This is a genomic window from Enterobacter sp. DC4, from assembly GCF_000568095.1.
Lineage (GTDB): Bacteria > Pseudomonadota > Gammaproteobacteria > Enterobacterales > Enterobacteriaceae > Enterobacter > Enterobacter pseudoroggenkampii.
Map to the genome: position 1 here is coordinate 193,437 of NZ_AZUB01000005.1, position 13,432 is coordinate 206,868.

General features: G+C 55.3%; 13 protein-coding genes. 7 read left to right on the forward strand and 6 right to left on the reverse strand.

Annotated features, from left to right (window positions below; translation table 11 throughout):
• The first annotated feature begins 1 nt into the window (after position 1).
• On the forward strand, positions 2-889 hold the full coding sequence (lsrF, locus tag P349_RS08630; RefSeq protein ID WP_032650317.1) for a 3-hydroxy-5-phosphonooxypentane-2,4-dione thiolase: 888 nt from the start codon (positions 2-4) through the stop codon (positions 887-889).
• Positions 886-1,179 (forward strand): (4S)-4-hydroxy-5-phosphonooxypentane-2,3-dione isomerase, encoded by a 294-nt coding sequence (gene lsrG / locus P349_RS08625; protein ID WP_003862606.1) that lies wholly within the window; start codon positions 886-888, stop codon positions 1,177-1,179. Before lsrF ends, lsrG begins: the two co-directional genes overlap by 4 nt.
• A gap of 42 nt (positions 1,180-1,221) precedes the next feature.
• On the opposite strand, the gene P349_RS08620 is transcribed toward lsrG, so the two are convergent.
• From P349_RS08620 to P349_RS08610, 3 genes are all read right to left on the reverse strand, one after another.
• Positions 1,222-2,193 carry a hypothetical protein gene (locus tag P349_RS08620; RefSeq protein ID WP_032650316.1) on the reverse strand — a complete coding sequence of 324 codons (972 nt, stop codon included), beginning with the start codon at positions 2,191-2,193 and terminating at the stop codon, positions 1,222-1,224.
• A 122-nt stretch (positions 2,194-2,315) separates the two neighbouring features.
• Positions 2,316-3,164 carry a dihydrodipicolinate synthase family protein gene (locus tag P349_RS08615; protein WP_032650315.1) on the reverse strand — a complete coding sequence of 283 codons (849 nt, stop codon included), beginning with the start codon at positions 3,162-3,164 and terminating at the stop codon, positions 2,316-2,318.
• Positions 3,165-3,176: 12 nt separating this feature from the next.
• Positions 3,177-3,863, reverse strand: coding sequence for a B3/B4 domain-containing protein (locus P349_RS08610; RefSeq protein ID WP_032650314.1), 687 nt, complete (start codon positions 3,861-3,863; stop codon positions 3,177-3,179).
• 42 nt (positions 3,864-3,905) lie between these two features.
• Here P349_RS08610 and P349_RS08605 point away from each other — a divergent pair, with 42 nt between their 5' ends.
• Complete coding sequence (locus tag P349_RS08605) at positions 3,906-4,508, forward strand: helix-turn-helix domain-containing protein (protein ID WP_032650312.1); 603 nt, start codon at positions 3,906-3,908, stop codon at positions 4,506-4,508.
• 36 nt (positions 4,509-4,544) lie between these two features.
• Here the strand turns inward: P349_RS08605 and ygjG are convergent, their stop codons facing one another.
• A complete protein-coding gene (gene ygjG, locus P349_RS08600; RefSeq protein ID WP_032650311.1) occupies positions 4,545-5,924 on the reverse strand; it encodes a putrescine aminotransferase in 1,380 nt (459 codons plus the stop codon).
• Between the two features lie 435 nt (positions 5,925-6,359).
• On the opposite strand from ygjG, the gene P349_RS08595 reads away from it, so the two are divergent.
• Together P349_RS08595 and P349_RS08590 are read left to right on the forward strand one after the other, a co-directional pair.
• A complete protein-coding gene (locus P349_RS08595) occupies positions 6,360-7,880 on the forward strand; it encodes a methyl-accepting chemotaxis protein (RefSeq protein WP_032650310.1) in 1,521 nt (506 codons plus the stop codon).
• Positions 7,881-8,216: 336 nt separating this feature from the next.
• Positions 8,217-9,776, forward strand: coding sequence for a methyl-accepting chemotaxis protein (locus P349_RS08590; protein ID WP_024906426.1), 1,560 nt, complete (start codon positions 8,217-8,219; stop codon positions 9,774-9,776).
• Here P349_RS08590 and P349_RS08585 read toward each other — a convergent pair.
• Complete coding sequence (locus tag P349_RS08585) at positions 9,773-10,267, reverse strand: PadR family transcriptional regulator (RefSeq protein ID WP_024906427.1); 495 nt, start codon at positions 10,265-10,267, stop codon at positions 9,773-9,775. The genes P349_RS08590 and P349_RS08585 overlap by 4 nt on opposite strands.
• 147 nt (positions 10,268-10,414) lie before the next feature.
• On the opposite strand from P349_RS08585, the gene P349_RS08580 reads away from it, so the two are divergent.
• The gene (locus P349_RS08580; RefSeq protein WP_032650309.1) at positions 10,415-11,179 is read left to right on the forward strand and encodes a siderophore-interacting protein; all 765 of its coding nucleotides are present in this window, start codon (positions 10,415-10,417) and stop codon (positions 11,177-11,179) included.
• Here P349_RS08580 and P349_RS08575 read toward each other — a convergent pair whose 3' ends face one another.
• A complete protein-coding gene (locus P349_RS08575; protein ID WP_024906429.1) occupies positions 11,180-12,349 on the reverse strand; it encodes a DNA repair protein in 1,170 nt (389 codons plus the stop codon).
• A 363-nt stretch (positions 12,350-12,712) separates the two neighbouring features.
• On the opposite strand from P349_RS08575, the gene P349_RS08570 reads away from it, so the two are divergent.
• On the forward strand, positions 12,713-13,396 hold the full coding sequence (locus P349_RS08570; protein ID WP_032650307.1) for an outer membrane protein: 684 nt from the start codon (positions 12,713-12,715) through the stop codon (positions 13,394-13,396).
• Positions 13,397-13,432: the final 36 nt, after the last annotated feature.

The window sequence follows — 13,432 nt, forward strand, 5'->3', positions numbered from 1 at the left end:
AATGGCTGATTTAGACGATATCAAAGACGGTAAGGATTTTGGCATCGGCACGCCGCAGGTCAACGTGCCGTTCACGCTGAAGGGCTGCGGCTCGCTGGACTGGGGCATGCAGTCCCGCCTGGCGCGCATCTTTAACCCGCAGAGCAACCGTACGGTGATGCTGGCCTTTGACCACGGCTACTTTCAGGGGCCGACCACCGGCCTTGAGCGTATCGATCTCTCCATCGCGCCGCTGTTTGGTGAAACCGACGTGCTGATGTGCACCCGCGGCATCCTCAGGAGCCAGGTGCCCGCCGCGACGAACAAACCGGTGGTGCTGCGCGCCTCCGGCGGTAATTCGATTCTGGGAGAGCTGTCGAACGAGTGCGTGGCGGTGGCGATGGAGGACGCGCTGCGCCTGAACGTCTGCGCGGTGGCGGCGCAGGTGTACATCGGCAGTGAGTTTGAGCATCAGTCGATCAACAACATCATCAAGCTTGTCGATGCGGGCGCGCGCTACGGAATGCCGACGCTGGCGGTGACGGGGGTCGGTAAAGAGATGGCGCGTGACGCGCGCTATTTCTCGCTCGCCAGCCGCATCGCCGCCGAAATGGGGGCGCAGTTCGTCAAAACCTACTACGTGGACGAGGGCTTTGAAAAAGTGACCGCCAGTTGCCCGGTGCCGATAGTCATCGCCGGGGGCAAAAAGCTGCCGGAGCACGAGGCGCTGGAGATGTGCTGGCGCGCGATAGATCAGGGGGCATCCGGCGTGGACATGGGGCGCAACATCTTCCAGTCCAGCGCGCCGCTCGCCATGCTGAAGGCGGTGAAAAAAGTGGTTCACGAGAACTGGAATGCCCGCGATGCGTTCCAGTTCTGGCAGGAAGAGAAACAGGGAGAAGCAAAATGAACGTGACGCTGGTTGAAATCAACATTAAGCCCGAGCGGGTGGACGAGTTTCTGGAGGTATTCCGCGCCAACCACGAGGGGGCAATCAAGGAGCCGGGAAACCTGCGTTTTGACGTATTGCAGGACCCGAGGGTGAAAACCCGGTTCTTTATCTACGAGGCCTACAAAGACGAAGAGGCGGTGCTGGCGCATAAGCAAACGCCGCACTATCTGGCGTGCGTGGATAAGCTTGAGGAATTGATGTCGGAGCCACGTAAGAAACGCAGTTTTGTGGGGTTGTTGCCAGAGTAACGGAGTTACCCGACAGCGTATGTCTGTCGGGTAAACGCCTTGTCAGAAATTAACCTTCTGCAATGTCTTTATCAAACTATCAGCACTGTATTTACTAAGAAGCGTTTCATCCACGTTGGGAAGTGGGCTCTGCAAAAAATCCCGAAGACCTTCAATATCGTCCTCGTTATAAATAAAAATTCGTGCAGGGTCGTAAAGATCCATGCTTCGAATCGACACGTTGGTGGTAATTAGTTTTTTATTGAAAATAAGCGCTTCCAAAGCACGTAGCGTTAATCCCTGCTGCTCAGGCTTATTGATTTCCAGTAAAACAGCGGCGTGTTTCACCTTCTCAATGTTTTCGATGTAGCTAAGTCTTTTATTTTGACAGTTGTCCGGGTAGTTATCCTGATTGTTGTATTTATCCAAAAGGTAAAAGTCAGGGCTATAGCCGTTATTCTCAAGTTCAGGTGTGATTATCTTAAGGGTTTCTGCACGAACCGGCTCATAGCCTCCAACAAAAAAACAGCTTTTATTCTCGCTCTGGCTCTCTTTTTGTAATCGTTGAATTTCATGCAGGCTAAACGGTAAAAATTGTTCAATCATCGCCAGGTTATAGCGTTGGCAGTCAGCAGAGTCAAAACTAAATATTACGTCAAATACCGGGCGAACCTTTTCGATATAGTCTTCGTCTTCAGTCAGTTGACCAAGAAGGCGGCGCTTGCGTGTTAAGGCCACAACCGAATCGCGCAGGATTAACACTTTTTTACACGGCATGCTGGCAATATAATCCAGGAAAGGGAAAACGCTATAGCCGTTACAAATTACAATATCATCTGGCTTTATCGCCGATAATTTAACGGCACAATGAAAACGTTTATGCCATTTTTTTAACAGCGTACCGGGCATAAAGGCATTAACTGATTTATAACGCCGCATAATACGATTGATTTTCATGACGGGATAATCCTTCGCCAGAGAATTAAGCATCATAATTTCGAAATCATTTACCCATTCCAGAAAATAGTAGCGCATGGTCCCTCAGGGATTGATGGTCGAATTTCTCCAAATGATATCTTATTCCAGAGGGAGAATCATTATGCTGAGGTTGTATTGCTTTTGTAGGCCGGGTAAGCGTTAGCGCCACCCGGCGTTGTTCAGGCCAGCTCCAGATCCGCAAGTATCGCAGCAAGCGCTTCGCGCGGCTCACCCTGAATAGCCTGAAGCGGGAAGGGGAGCGCGGGTGTTTCCACTTTCCCCAGCATTTCTGCCGCTGCTGCTACAACCCGCAAGCTGCCGTATCGACGGAACAATTCCCAAAGCGGCTCCAGCCGCTCGGATTGTGCCGTCTCTTTCGTACGCGCAATCGCCAGCGCTGTTTGCGGGAACAATCCGCCGAGGACCGAGTACCAGACGTCAAACCCGGCATGCAGGGCGGAGGCCGCTCGCCAGTCGCCGGCGATGCCCAGCGTGACGGTCTCAGGAAGACGAGCGCGTACCTGCGACAGGTCCTCCGGCACGCGACCAAGCTTTATGGAGCCTATATTCGGCAGGGCCGCGGCGGCAAATAACAATTCATCGCTAAACGAAAAACCGGTCGTGGCGGGATTATCGTAAATGCACAGCGGTACGGAGATCTGGCGGGTCACCGTTTCATAGAGATTAAACACTTCGTCTTCCGTTAATCGCTGGTACGACACGGGGGCCAGCAGCAAGCCGGAGACACCTGCCGATTGCGCGTCGTCAGCCAGACGCAGAATATCGTCCAGCCGTAATGCGCCAATGCTGACGATGACCGGAATGTCATCAGCATGCGCCGCCGCGCAGCGTGCGATCCGACCGCGCTCTTCTACGGTCAGATAGGCATAGCTTCCCGTTGAGCCGAGAATGCCCAGAGAATCCACGCCAGCGTCGACCACGGGGCGCAGAAGATTGATGAAGGACTGCTCGTCAAACGTCCCCTCCTTCAGGGGGGTTAACGGAAAAGCGCTTAATCCGTGAAACATCGTGTTGTCCTCTTACAGCATCAGCATCTTAACCTGAGCCGTGGCCCCCGGCATCAGCCGCTGCAGGTTGTTGACCAGCTCCTCTCCTGCCTCTTCCAGTGCCGCAAGCGGCATCGACGGCAAGCTTTCAAGAATAAACCACATAGATTGTGCCTGGCTGTCCAGACGCGTACGCACCCCCTGGCGCCAGTTCCAGCGGCGGCAGGTGACGCCGAGGTTATCGCGCCAGATAACCTCGCCTGGTTCCGGATGTTCCGCCACTGGTTGTCCCTCTTTTAAAGTATCAAACGGCTCGCTGCCGTCGGCCAGCGTCAGACGCGGCGCACCCGAGTACGCCGCGAGATTTTCCCCACCCACTGGAATGGCATAGCGAATGCTCACTGCGTTATAGATATCCACCACCGGATCCAGCGACGGCAGCGAACCGTCTTTCAGTACCCGCTTGCGCAGGGCCGCGGCGGAACAGGGCGTGCGTTTCGGTTTCGCGCCGAAGGCTTTAAACACCTCATCCCAGTCTGAAAGGTGTGCATCAGCCCACGGCACATCATCATTCAACATCTGCTGGCAGGCCTGCGCCAGCGCGGCGGGCGCTACCTCCGGGTGGGTAATCGGCGCAGCTTCAACCAGAATGCTCAGCGCCCGAAAGCCTGGGGCAATCCCGGCAAGACGCGAATCTATTGACGGCGTAACGAGAGACATAAATAATCCTGTATTGACTGTTTTATACCATGGTAGTGACCAATGACTGATAAAGTCAATATAATGACTGATTCGGGTGCCGATGTTGCCCAGGTAAGCCTGGCCGTGGCGAACCGCATCCGCAACTGGCGTAAAGAGAAAAAGCTGTCGCTGGACGAGCTGTCCCGCCGCGCCAGCGTCAGCAAAGGGATGCTGGTGGAGATCGAAAAGGGCGCAGCCAATCCCAGTATCGCCATTTTGTGCAAGCTGGCCGCCGCGCTCGGCATCTCCGTGGCGGATATCGTCAATGTCTCCAGCGAGCCGCTGGTACATGTTATCGAAGAAGAGGCGATTCCGGTGCTGTGGCAGGGCGCGCTGGGTGGACGTGCCAGACTGCTGGCGGGTACCGCGGGACCTGACATGATTGAGTTATGGCAGTGGGAGATGCAGCCGGGAGAACGTTTTACCTCTCCGGGGCACCCGGCGGGAACCTTTGAGCTGCTGCACGTAAACGAGGGCGTGTTAACGCTGACGGTGGATGAGGCGGTGACCCAGGTTAACGCTGGTGCGTCGGCGGTGGCGAAAACGGAAGCGTCGCACGGCTACGCCAATGAAAGCGATACCGTGCTTCGCTTCACCATGACGGTGGCGGAGTTTCACCGATAAAAAACTGCCGGGTAGCGTAACGCCACCCGGCGTTGATTACGCCTCTTCCACGCTCACCCGCAGCGCTGCCAGCGCTTTACGCGCCGCTTTCAGCACCTGCTCACACTGCTCAATCGTCAGCGTCAGCGGCGGTTCAATGCGGATGGTTTTCGAGTTGTTGAGCGTTCCGGCCACCAGCACCCGCTGGCGGAACATCTCGCTCGCGAAGCTGTAGCCGGTTTCGTTATCAACAAACTCAATCGCCATCAGCATCCCTTTCCCACGCGCGTCCTGCACCAGGTCCGGATACTCCCGGCCTAGCTGACGGAAGCCGTCCAGCAGCATGTCGCCTTTCTGCTCCGCCTGCGCGGGCAGGTTTTGCTCCAGCAGCACGTTAATGGTCGCCAGAGCGGCCGCACAGGCCAGCGGGTTACCGCCAAAGGTGGTGGTATGCAGGAACGGATTGTCGAACAGCACCGAGAAGACCTCCTCGGTGGCCACCGTCGCGCCAATCGGCATCACGCCGCCGCCGAGCGCCTTCGCCAGGCACAGGATGTCCGGCTGCACGTTTTCGTGCTCGCAGGCAAACATCTTGCCGGTGCGCCCCATCCCGGTCTGGACTTCGTCGAGGATCAGCAGGGCGCCAAACTCATCGCACAGCTGACGCACGGCGGGCAGATAGCCCTGCGGAGGGAGGATCACGCCGCCTTCGCCCTGAATCGGCTCCAGGATCACCGCCGCCACGTCATCGCCGGTCTTGCGGCATTCGCTCAGCGCGGTGCGCATGGCGTTGATGTCGCCAAACGGCACGTGGCGGAAGCCCGGCAGCAGCGGCATAAACGGTTTGCGGAAGGTGGATTTGGCGGTAGCAGACAGTGCGCCCAGGGATTTACCGTGGAACGCGCCGCTGGTGGCGATAAAGGTGAATTTCCCGCGCGGCGACTGGTACGCTTTGGCGAGTTTAATCGCCGCTTCGACCGATTCCGTGCCGCTGTTGCTAAAGAAGCTGTACTTCAGTTTGCCGGGCGTTAAGGCCGCCAGCGTTTTCGCGAGCATGGCGCGAAGCGGGTCGAGCAGTTCCTGGCTATGGAGAGGTTGTTTCGCAAGTTGATTCTGTACGGCGGAAACCACAACTGGATTACGGTGCCCCACGTTGAAAATTCCAAAACCTCCCAGGCAATCGATAAACTCCTGTCCCTGGGTGTCGACAAGCGTGTTCAGACTTCCCGCTTGCCACTCTACGGCTCCGTAATCCCCGCCGGCGGTAACAGATTTGCGATACTCCAGAAACCCTGGATTGACGTGCTCTTTAAAGTAATCGATGACCTCTCGGTTAAGTTGTTTCATCTCCTCATGATCGAGCGTTCGCTTCTCAATGAGATTCAGTGCGTGCGCGGTACAGGCAAGAGCCGAGGCGCTGGAAGGTAACCTGTTCAAAATGTGCTCCCGGGGATCGCGTATCACATGATACTGGTTTAAGTATTGCAGGGATTACGCCACTTCAGATGACTTAACGAAAATCGGGATAAACGCCAGGTTAAAATAATGTTGCACAATATTTAATCATGCCGATAGAAGCCAAACGGGATTTAGCGGTACGGGGCAGAGAGTATAAAAGAAGGGGGAAGAGCGCCGCTGCACTAAAGAAGTGCATACGCTGCAACTTAAGTGGGCATTAACGGGTCATGCTTTGTGGGTAATTTCTCTGCGAAAGTATTTGAAATCAATGGATTAAAAAATCGCACAAAAAGTATGGTTTAAGTCAAATCTGCGATCTCCATCAAGTTTAACAACTAAAGATAAATTGTTTACCGCCGAAAAAACATTGACCCACAAAATTAACATTCAAATAACCTGCAAGGGATGCCCACGATGTCCTCTCCAACCTATGTCACCCAGAATGAATATCCTCTGGACGATGACACCACCTTAATGTCTACCACAGACGTCCACAGCTACATCACCCACGCCAACGACACCTTTGTGCAGGTGAGCGGCTACCAGCTCGATGAGCTGACGGGCCAGCCGCACAATATGGTACGCCATCCCGATATGCCAAAAGCCGCGTTTGCCGATATGTGGTACACGCTGCAGCAGGGCGAGCCGTGGAGCGGGATTGTCAAAAACCGGCGCAAAAACGGCGACCACTACTGGGTGCGTGCGAATGCGGTACCGATGGTGCGCCGCGGGCAGGTGACGGGCTATATGTCCATTCGTACCAAAGCCACAGCGGAAGAGATTGCCGCCGTGGAGCCGCTCTACCGGGCGCTGAACGACGGGCGCTGTAAAAAACGTATTCATAAAGGGCTGGTGGTCGGAAAGGGCTGGCTGGGCAAACTGCCGGCAATGCCGCTGCGCTGGCGCGTGCGCAGCGTGATGGCGGTGCTCTTTGCCGTACTCGCCGCCACGCTGGTCGCGACCTCCGCCGGGTGGATGCCGCTTGCCGCAGCCGCGCTGGTAATGCTGCTGGGGACACTGCTTTTTGAGCAACAGATTGTCCGCCCGATAGAGAATGTGGCGCGACAGGCGCTGAAGGTTGCCACCGGCGAGCGCAACAGCGTGCAGCACCTTAACCGCAGCGACGAGCTGGGGCTGACGCTGCGTGCGGTCGGGCAACTGGGCCTGATGTGCCGCTGGTTAATCAATGACGTGTCGAGCCAGGTGGTGAGCGTCCGTGACGGCAGCGACAGGCTGGCGCAGGGAAATGAAGATCTGAACGATCGGACGCGTCAGACCGTGGCGAACGTGCAGCAGACCGTCGCGACAATGAACCAGATGGCCGCGTCCGTTCAGAGCAACTCCGAAACCGCCGCCGAGGTGGACAAACTCTCCGTGGCCGCGAGCAGCGCGGCAACGAAAGGGGGCAACGCGATGCAGACCGTCGTTAAAACCATGGATGACATTGCCGACAGCACGCAGCGAATTGGCTCGATTACCTCCCTGATTAACGATATCGCTTTCCAGACCAATATTCTGGCGCTGAACGCGGCGGTTGAAGCGGCAAGGGCAGGGGAGCAGGGCAAAGGTTTTGCCGTGGTCGCGGGCGAAGTCCGCCATCTTGCCAGCCGCAGCGCCAGTGCCGCGAATGATATTCGTAAACTCATTGATGCCAGCGCCAGCAAGGTGCAGTCCGGCTCTGAGCAGGTACACGCCGCAGGCCGTACGATGGATGATATCGTTGTGCAGGTGAAAAACGTGACGCAGCTTATCGCCCAGATCAGCCACGCGACCTCCGAGCAGGCAACCGGACTTTCAGAGTTGACCCGCGCGGTGGCTGAACTCGACAGCATCACGCAGAAAAACGCCGACCTGGTCGAGGAGAGCGCGCACATTTCTGCGATGGTGAAGCATCGCGCCGGACGCCTTAAGGATGCGGTGACTGTGCTCCATTGAGTCAATAATGTTCCGGAAAAGCCGTTTATTCCGTAAGGAATAAACGGCTTCTTATTTTCTGATTGTGACTATTAATGTATTTTATTGTTAAGCTCATATTAAATAACTAAAGAAAGTGCCTCAGTTATTTATTCCTGCCTAAGTCAATTATTCAGAACACTATTATGAAAAATACCTATCTGGTGGTCTGGTAACGATCGATGGAGCAATATTAATAGCCTCTACCTATCCATTGTGACGGTTATGAAATAAAAAAACGATCAAACTCATAAAGTTAGCGAAATCGTTACCGATAACAGCGATCGTCTGAGAAATAATCACATCGATGGAGAAAATATGTTCTTACATGACGTAAAGATCGGCACGAAATTATTTCTGGCGTTTGGATTCTTTATTGTCCTGATGGCGATCAGCGCGAGCCTGTCTCTGCTGAGTCTGAACCGGGCTAATAACGGGATGCAATCCATTATTACCAGTGATTATCCGACCACGGTAAAAGCGAACCAGTTAATCGATAACTTCCAGGAATTTATTAGCACGCAACAGCTGATGCTGCTGGATGAGCAGGGTACCTACACGGGGCAATCTCAGCAGCGCCTGAAAGAGATCAGCGAGCACATCACGGTGATCCTCGGCGAGCTTAACAACGCGCTGCAGGATCAAAAGTCTCAGCAGGTGCTGGCGGATATTCGCAGCGTGCGCCAGCAGTATCTGGACTCGCGCTACCGCATTTTGCAGGCGGTGCAGAACAACAATCGTGCGGGCGCTATTCAGGAGATGATGACCACCACCCTCGCCGTGCAGCAGGCTTATAAAGCGAAGGTGAAGGAGCTGATTACTATTCAAAACAGTGAGATGCAGAGTGCAGGGGCGCAGGTGGAAGGAGATTTCAGGTCTAACCGCCTGCTGCTGATCCTGATCACGCTCTTTAGCGTCGTGGCAGGCAGCCTGATTGGCTGGTTTATCGTGCGCGCTATCACACGTCCGCTCGGCGAGGCGGTGCATTTTGCAAAAGCCATTTCAGAGGGCGATCTGACGGGCAGCATCACGCCGCACGGCAAAGACGAAACGGGTCTGCTGCTGCATGCGCTGATGGAGATGAAGACGCGACTGCTGGACATTGTGCAGCAGGTGCAAACCGGCTCGGAGAATATCTCCAGTGCAGCCGCGCAGATTGTCGCCGGGAACCAGGATTTGGCCGCGCGCACGGAAGAGCAGGCAAGTTCTGTCGAACAGACCGCCGCCTCGATGGAGCAGATCACCGCGACGGTGAAAAATACCGCCTCGCATACCGGGGAAGCGACCAACCTTTCTGCCGATGCCGCCACGGTGGTCAAAAACAACGGTGAGATGATGAAGCAGGTGACCAGCAAAATGCGCCTGATTAACGAAACATCGAACCGGATGTCCGACATTATCGACCTGATCGACGCCATTGCGTTCCAGACCAACATTCTGGCGCTCAACGCGGCGGTGGAAGCGGCGCGTGCCGGCGAGCACGGACGCGGCTTTGCGGTGGTGGCCGGTGAGGTGCGTCAGCTTGCCCAGAAGAGCGCGTCGTCTGCCAGCGAAATCCGTGAGCTGATTGAGAGCTCCACCAGCCAGACCCAGGACGGGATGAACCTGGTCGAAAAAGCGAGTGGGCTGATCAACGGGATGGTGGGCAACGTGGAGGAGATGGACGTGATTCTGCGGGAAATTCGCCAGGCCAGCCACGAGCAGACGGAAGGTATCTCGCAGATTAACAGCGCGATTGGCCTGATTGATGCCACCACCCAGCAGAACTCCGCGCTGGTGGAGGAGTCTGTGGCTGCGGCGGCATCGCTTAACGAACAGGCGATGCACCTGAAAGAGCTGGTACGCGTCTTCCGCGTGAGCGAGCACGCGCCGGCTTAATCCAGCTGGGAGATCTCCAGCGCCGCGCGGTCAATCACGCCGATAATCTGCTTAAGCTGCGCGTCGCTGAGCTCTCCCTGGTTCACCTTCAGGTCTAACACCGCTTTGAAGTTATCCAGCGCCCGCTTCATCTGCGGGTTTTTGCGCAGCTGAAAACCGACGCTGCGCGCTTTGATACGCACCTGGATCTGTTCCAGTTGTTCCCGGTTTTCATCCAGCCAGCGCTGTCCTTCAGCGGTAATCGCAATGCGCTTACGCCCGCTCTCTTCTTCCGTAATGGTGATAAAGGACTGATCCTGAAGATAATCCAGGGTTGGGTAGATGACGCCTGGGCTCGGGGTGTAATTCCCCTGGGTCAGGTTTTCAATCTCTTTGATCAGTTCGTAGCCGTGGCTCGCGCTACGGGTCAGGATATCCAGAATCACCAGCCGCAGATCGCCGTGGCCGAAAAAGCGCGGTCGGCGCCCGCCGCTGTCGTGTTCGTGTCGCATAACAGGTCCTTTAATTTGATATATCTAAACTATATCTAAGATATATTCAGATGCAATCTAAAAGATCTTGCATTTTTCATTATTAGTAATCATTATCATTTGAAAATTGATTTAGATATATCGTATTCACCAGCAAAGGGTCCAAAAATGGCATCTACCCGTTATCCACAGCGTGTTCGTAATGACCTGCGTTTTCGCGAGCTGACGGTGCTCCGCGTTGAGCGCGCCAGCGCGGGTTTCCAGCGCATTGTTTTAGGCGGCGAGGCGCTGGAGGGCTTTAGCTCCCGCGGTTTCGACGACCATACCAAGGTCTTTTTCCCGGCACCCGGGATGACGTTTACGCCGCCGGTGGTCACCGATGAAGGCATCGACTGGGGCGACGGCGTGCGTCCGCAGGCGCGCGATTATACGCCGCTCTACGATGAGGCAAATCATGAGCTGGTTCTCGATTTCTTCATTCATGACGGCGGCATTGCCAGCAGCTGGGCGGTCGAGGCGAAAGCGGGCGACACGCTGACCATCGGCGGCCCGCGTGGTTCGCTGGTGGTGCCGGAGGATTACGCCTGGCAGCTGTACGTGTGCGATGAATCCGGCATGCCCGCGCTGCGTCGACGTTTAGAAAGCATTGCTAAACTGCCGGTTCGCCCGGAGGTTCATGCGGTCGTGACGGTCGGGGACGAATCTTATAAAGACTATCTGGCGCACCTGAGCGGGTTCAATATCACCTGGGTGGTGGGCCATCGCGAGCAGGCGGTCGCAGACCATCTGACGGCGCTGACCGTTCCGGGGGAAGACTACTTCATCTGGCTGACCGGGGAAGGGAAGGTGGTGAAAACGCTGAGCCGTCAGTTTGAAACCGACGCGATTGACCCGCAGCTGGTGCGTGCCAGCGCATACTGGCACGCCAAATAATCAGGCGGCGGAATCCAGCTGCGCTTCGTTCACCTGATGTTCGAGCGAGGCGCGGACCTCGTGCAGCGCTTTCTCCTGCTGAGCGAAGTACGCTTCCATATTGTTGAGCGACGAGACCAGCAGCCAGGACTCCTCTTTCTCCAGTTCCGCCAGCTCGTTCACTAAAATGTCGATCTGCTCGCGGACCTGCGCCATTTTTTTGCGGATACGTTCCAGATCGTTCAGCCTGTCGCTGGCCATCAATGGCTCGAAGCCCTGTTGCAGGCGGGCCACCAGCGAGCGAATGGCTTTCACATCGCCGCGCTGCTTCGCCTGGTTTAGCTGCACCATCATGCTGTTGGCTTCTTCTTTCAGATCGTCCGCCACCAGATCCGGGTGGCAGAGCTTGCTCGCCTGCCGCCAGAGACGCTTGAGTTCGTTCTGGTCTTCTTCCGAAAGATGCTTACCTTTGCGCAGCCGCACTTCGGCATCGTGATGCTGCTCGCGATACTTCTCGTACTCTTCGTTCGCCTCGTCGCGCGCCTGACGCGCAGGCTCCTCTTCGCGCGTTAAGCCGCTCTCCAGCTCCAGCGCTTCGGCCAGCAGGTTGGCAATCAGATTGCTTTGCTGTTCCAGATGCTTACGCGCCTCAGCGGCCTGTACGGAATCGGCCGGGAGATCGCGCCAGCGCTGGGTGAGCGTCGCCAGCACCTCTACCGCCTGCGCCATATAGTGCTGGCAGCGACGGTAATCTTCCTCGCGACGACGCGCTTCCGCCTGCTGACGACGCAGGTTTAGCTCCGCCAGGGTTTTACGCAGGGCAAGGATCTGCTGCATCAGCGGCCCAAGGCGGGAAAAATAGAGATCGTTAAACTCATCAAGCTGCTGCACGCGGGCGTTGCGGCGGTCAATCAGATCGCGCAGACGCTCTTCCAGCGCCTTCAGCTCCAGCTTGCTGGCGGCCACCTGCGGGTCGCGCCACGGGGTGACGGCGCGCTGGCCCTGTAGCCAGGCGGTAATGGCCGCCATGGCCGCGGTGTAGTTCTTCTCCTCAAGCGCCACGACGATTGCCTGTAGCTCATCGTCAAACGCTTCATTTTTCAGGCGTGTCAGCTGGCTCTGGATGATGTCGTCATCTTCCAGTTCAATGGCATTTTTAATGATTTCTAGCCGTTTGATCGGTGTGCTCATGATGCCTTTCGCTTTGGCGCTTAAGTATTTGAGTTAAGGTTAGTTGTTGTAAAAGCTACAGGAAATAATACACACGGATGATGATCGGCGCGATGGGGGATTTCTTTAGATTTTACAGAGTGTGAAGATGGGCGCTTAACAGGTGAATAAGCGCTTTGTTTTTTGAGGTGAGAGTTAATTCCTTGAAATAGATAACAATAGTTTTAAATCAAGACAAGTCCCTACGTAAAATTACCAGGTAAAACGCGTATTCATCCGAATAGTTTGCCCTTTCTGGAGTGCTTATGCTTCATCTCACTGACTTTTCCTGACACCGGCAGACGATGGTTCGCCGTGCGGAATATTATTTTCAACGGAGTGTAGATGAAGATGAAAGCTATTGTAGTCGCCCTGCCGATCGCGCTGATCCCGGCAACCGTTCTGGCGGCAAATACGGAAGAAGGGTATTACGGTTCGGCAAAATATCTGCAGATTGAAGAGCGGGCCAAAGAGATGGATACCAGTTCCCGTCCAGGTGTCGGGCAGTTTGTGGGTGGTAAACAGAAAGAGCACTTAGGCGGTGCGGCGATTGCTGCGGGTTATCAGTTTGGTAACGGCTGGCGCACTGAAGGTGAATACACCTTTAAGCAGAAAACCGAATACACCAACGGTTCCAGCGCCTTCCCTAACGGTTTTGATCATCTTCAGACTGAAACTGAACGTCTGATGTTGAATGTCTATCGTGATTACGAGCTGGGCTACGGCGTCTCTGTTTACGGTACCGCAGGGCTTGGTGTAAGCAGGATTAAAGCAGGCGGCTGGCAGGGCAATCCTGGCCGTGAATATGGCTCGACGACGCAAAATAATCTGACTTACGCGTTAGGTGCAGGCGTAAGCTACACGCCGGTTGAACGTCTGTATATCGATCTGGGCTATCGCTATGTTGATATGGGTAAGATCGAAAGCGGATATAACAACTATGCGAACATGCGTGGTTTAAAGGATGAGCAGATGAAGGCCCATATCGTCTCTAATGAATTTACCCTTGGCATGCGTTATGTCTTTTAACCTGTTGTAAGTGTCATTGCTCTAAAAACAGGGCCA

Excerpts from the sequence above, each read along its gene's own strand:
- P349_RS08620 (WP_032650316.1), bottom strand. The coding sequence starts at position 2,193 with ATGCGCTACTATTTTCTGGAATGGGTAAATGATTTCGAAATTATGATG.
- P349_RS08580 (WP_032650309.1), top strand. The coding sequence starts at position 10,415 with ATGGCATCTACCCGTTATCCACAGCGTGTTCGTAATGACCTGCGTTTT.
- P349_RS08585 (WP_024906427.1), bottom strand. The coding sequence starts at position 10,267 with ATGCGACACGAACACGACAGCGGCGGGCGCCGACCGCGCTTTTTCGGC.
- lsrG (WP_003862606.1), top strand. The coding sequence starts at position 886 with ATGAACGTGACGCTGGTTGAAATCAACATTAAGCCCGAGCGGGTGGAC.
- P349_RS08610 (WP_032650314.1), bottom strand. The coding sequence starts at position 3,863 with ATGTCTCTCGTTACGCCGTCAATAGATTCGCGTCTTGCCGGGATTGCC.
- P349_RS08595 (WP_032650310.1), top strand. The coding sequence starts at position 6,360 with ATGTCCTCTCCAACCTATGTCACCCAGAATGAATATCCTCTGGACGAT.
- P349_RS08590 (WP_024906426.1), top strand. The coding sequence starts at position 8,217 with ATGTTCTTACATGACGTAAAGATCGGCACGAAATTATTTCTGGCGTTT.
- P349_RS08575 (WP_024906429.1), bottom strand. The coding sequence starts at position 12,349 with ATGAGCACACCGATCAAACGGCTAGAAATCATTAAAAATGCCATTGAA.
- lsrF (WP_032650317.1), top strand. The coding sequence starts at position 2 with ATGGCTGATTTAGACGATATCAAAGACGGTAAGGATTTTGGCATCGGC.
- P349_RS08615 (WP_032650315.1), bottom strand. The coding sequence starts at position 3,164 with ATGTTTCACGGATTAAGCGCTTTTCCGTTAACCCCCCTGAAGGAGGGG.
- P349_RS08605 (WP_032650312.1), top strand. The coding sequence starts at position 3,906 with ATGACTGATAAAGTCAATATAATGACTGATTCGGGTGCCGATGTTGCC.
- P349_RS08570 (WP_032650307.1), top strand. The coding sequence starts at position 12,713 with ATGAAGATGAAAGCTATTGTAGTCGCCCTGCCGATCGCGCTGATCCCG.